Here is a 3,682-nt window from a genome sequence, read left to right on the forward strand (position 1 = left end):
GCACCGGGCAGCCGCCACCGGTGAGCGCGCGCCACAGGTCAGCCCGCCGTGGTGAACCCTCCACCGGTCACAGGAAGGTGCGGCCCTCGCCCCGGTAGGTCGGAACCGTCCCGGCCACCCGGTCACCCTCGATGAGCCGCAACTCCTCGAAGCGCTCGCACATCTCGCCTGCCTTGGCGTGCCGGAACCACACCTTGTCGCCGATGAGCAGATCGTCCGCCGCCGAGCCCAGCAGCGGGGTCTGCACCTCGCCGGCGCCCTCCTGCGGGTCGTAGCGCAGCCCCTCCGGAAGGTACGGCTGCGGCAACCGGTCGGCCCCGGCCGCGCCGGACGCCGGATAGCCGCCGCCGAGCACCGTGACCACCCCGACGCCGGGACGCCGGACCACGGGCTGGGCGAACAGCGCGGCCGGCCGGCCCCGGAAGGAGCTGTAGTTGTCGAACAGCCGCGGTACGAAGAGCCCCGAGCCCGCGGCGATCTCCGTCACCGCCTCCTCCGCCGCGGTGTGCTGCACGCTGCCCGTGCCGCCGCCGTTGACGAACTCCAGGTCCGGCGCCACGGCCCGGACCGCGTGTACCGCCTCCGCGCGCCGCGCCGCCAGCTCCTTCTTCGCCGCCGACTGCATCAGCCGGATGGCGCGGGAGCGCAGCGGCCGCCCCGCGATCGCGTCACCGACGCCCGCGACGTGCCCCTCGTACGCCATGACGCCGACCAGGCGGAAACCGGGGCGGCGGGCGATCGAGCGTGCCAGCGCGCCGAGTTGCGCGGGTTCGTGCAGCGGGGAGCGCCGCGCGCCGATCCGCACCCTGCCGCCCAGCAGCTGCAGCGCGGTGTCCAGCTCCAGACAGACCCGGATCTCCTCGGTGCCGCCGCGGGCGGCGTCGATCAGATCGAGCTGCCCGCTGTCGTCCACCATCACGGTCACGGCGGCCGCGAGCTTCGGGTCACTGCTGAGCTCGGCGAACCCGGACCGGTCCGCCGACGGATACGCCAGCAGTACGTCCTCGAAGCCGGAACGGGCCAGCCACAGCGACTCGGCGAGCGTGAAGGACATCACCCCCGCGAACCCATCGCGCTCCAGCACCCGCTCCAGCAGCGCGCGGCAGCGTACGGACTTGCCGGCCACGCGGACGGGCTTGCCGCGGGCCCGCCGTACGAGATCGTCGGCGTTGGCGTCGAACGCCGCGAGGTCCACGATGGCGAGGGGCGCATCGAGGTGAGCGGTGGCCCGGTCGTAGCGGGCCCGGTCGGCAGCGGGGTCAGCCATGAACACACCTTGCCAGAACGCCATTACCGCTGGGTAGAGGGGTAGTTGGGGCAATACGGCCAAGTGTCCGATCGGGTTGCCGACCGGCCCTCACCAGCCCGTAGAGTGACGCGGACGCCGCTGCTCCCGCAGATTGTCGGCGGGATGTCCATATAAGCACCGGCCTGCCCCGAATGGTGATCGGCGGCACGGCGAACACACGCGAGGGGGGCCGATGAGCGCTGAAGCGCCGCGGATGGCCTCGCCTCGTCCGGCGGAAGTGCCCCCGCCCCCGCGCCCGCGCAGCGCCCCGGAAGCCGGTGCGGTCCCGCCGCCGCCCGCGCACCCCGTGCCGCCGCCCCCGGCACACCCACCGATGCCGCCGAGCGTCCCGGCGCCCGTCCCGAAGGCGCCGTCCCACGGCCCCGCCGTCGGTGTCCATCCCATTCCGCCGCGGCCGTCGACGCCCCCGCAGGGCTCCCCGGCCGGTGGTCCCGCGGGCTTCCCTGATACGCATCCTGCGGGTGGTACCGCCCCCGCGCCCGTGCACGCCGAGACCCCGCCCGGTGAATCCGCGCCGCCGAAGTCGACCGGAATCCCGCCCACGGGCTCACTGGGCCCGGCGGCGGCGTGGGGGCCTGCCACGGGTGTTCGCACACCGGCGGAACCGACGGCTCCCGCAGCATCCTCGGCCACTCCGTACGACGCTTGCCCGCCGCGCCCCGCGGCCGCGGCAATGGACAAGGGGGGCCCGGGCGCTATCGATGCCACGGGTCGTGACGCCGGCCGGAGAGACGGCTCAGCGGCCGCCGCCTCGGCACAGCACAGCGCCTCCCCGCATACAGCCTCCGCTGACACCGCCTCCGCTCCGGCGACGCAGCCGCCGGCCGCCGCTCCCGGTCCGCCGAACCGCATGCCTCCGCTGGAGCTGCCGCCGGAAGTCCCTGCCCCCCGCCAGGCGTTCCCTCCGCCGCGGGTCCCGGGCCCCTGGGAGACCTCCCGGGCAGCTGCCCCGGCCGGCTTCCTCGCCGGCACCCCCGCGCCCGGTGCGCAGCCGCACGCAGCCGCAGCTCCCTGGTACGCCCCCGGGCCGTTGGCCCCGCAACCCGGCCACCAGCCGTGGCCCGGGACCGGCGGCATCCCGGCCGCCGCATCACGGATACCGGCCCCGCTCCGGGCGGCCGCCATCGTCGCCTCCCTCGTGCTCGGGCTCGGGCTGCTCGGCGGCGCCGCCGCCGGCAGCTGGCTCACCGGCGACACCGAGGACCAGCCCACCGCCGACACGGATTTCCAGGCGGCGAGGGATGTGTGGCACAGCGTCCCTGTCGACGAGCTCTTCCCGCGCACCTTGAGCGGAAAGGGCGCCGGCCCCGGAGGGGCGAACCGCACCTGGACGCGGATCGGCGTCGCACCGGACAGCACGTGCAAGAACGCGTTCGATCCGCTGCTCGCCAAGGCCCTGTCCCCGGCCGGGTGCAAGCGACTGCTGCGCGCCACGTACGTCGACGCGACCACGAGCAGCGTGACCACCGTCGGGCTCGTGGTCACCAGGACCGACGAGGACGGGATGCGGGCGCTGCGCCGGAGGTTCAGCACCGAGGGGCTCGACGAGCGCAGCGATCTGATGCCGAAGCCCTACGCGGCGAAGGGCACCCCGGCCGCGGGGTTCGGCGATGCGCAGCGCGCGAGCTGGGTGGTCCATGTGCTGACCGACGCCCCCGCCGTCGTCTACGCCGTCTCCGGCTTCGCCGACGGCCGTACGGTGCAGGGCCCGCAGCCCGCTGAGAAAGCGACGGCCGCAGGCGCGACGTCGGACCCGGCCCAGGCAGGCATGGGCCACGACGCCCGCGGTGTCGCGGACCGCATCGAACGCGGCTTCCGCAGGTCCGCGACCGCGGCGACGGAGGACTCGGAATGACCAACCCCGATCCCGGCGCCCGGCGAACGCCCCCCGGCGGCCACGCGGTTGGACCCAGGACCGGCCGGCAGTCCATCAGCGCCGCCCACCCGGGCCGCCCGGCCGCCCGGCGGTCCGACGCCACCGAACCCGCAGACCTTCAGGAGATCGCCATGCTGTCGGGCGTGCCGCGAGGATCGGCAGCCGGGCAAGCGCCGGAGCGGAGCGCCGGCTCCCGTACGGCCACCTGCGGAATGGAGGCCCCCGCACCGCGGCTGTCGGAGCCCCGCGCCCGGACGCGCGACCACGTACAGGCGGATGCCCCCGCGTCGCGGCCGTCGGCAACTCCCCGTACAGCTGTCGGCGACCCGGCCGCATACCGACCGCAGCCGCGGAAGGTGGCGGGCAGGAAGGTCGAGGGCGGAAGCACCGGAGCCTGCGCACCCCGGCCCGATGACACGGCTGCATCAGCGGTGGCCTCAGGGGGCGGCCGTAGGCCGCCCCGGCGCGGCGGCCGGACGGTCGTCGGCGCCGGACCC

Annotated in this window: 2 protein-coding genes and 1 pseudogene; 2 read left to right on the plus strand and 1 reads right to left on the minus strand. The window is 75.6% G+C overall.

What is annotated here, in order from left to right:
• Positions 1-67: 67 nt before the first annotated feature.
• Positions 68-1,267 carry an amino acid deaminase/aldolase gene (locus ABZW18_RS14325; protein ID WP_356186809.1) on the minus strand — a complete coding sequence of 400 codons (1,200 nt, stop codon included), beginning with the start codon at positions 1,265-1,267 and terminating at the stop codon, positions 68-70.
• Between the two features lie 892 nt (positions 1,268-2,159).
• On the opposite strand from ABZW18_RS14325, the gene ABZW18_RS14330 reads away from it, so the two are divergent.
• Together ABZW18_RS14330 and ABZW18_RS14335 are read left to right on the plus strand one after the other, a co-directional pair.
• Positions 2,160-3,164, plus strand: a complete 1,005-nt coding sequence (locus tag ABZW18_RS14330; RefSeq protein ID WP_356186812.1) for a hypothetical protein — start codon at positions 2,160-2,162, stop codon at positions 3,162-3,164.
• Positions 3,161-3,682 (plus strand): annotated as a pseudogene (locus tag ABZW18_RS14335) (hypothetical protein); the annotation flags it as partial. The gene ABZW18_RS14330 and the pseudogene ABZW18_RS14335, both read left to right, overlap by 4 nt.

Origin of the sequence: Streptomyces sp. NPDC004647 (genome assembly GCF_040609575.1) — a bacterium.
GTDB lineage: Bacteria > Actinomycetota > Actinomycetes > Streptomycetales > Streptomycetaceae > Streptomyces.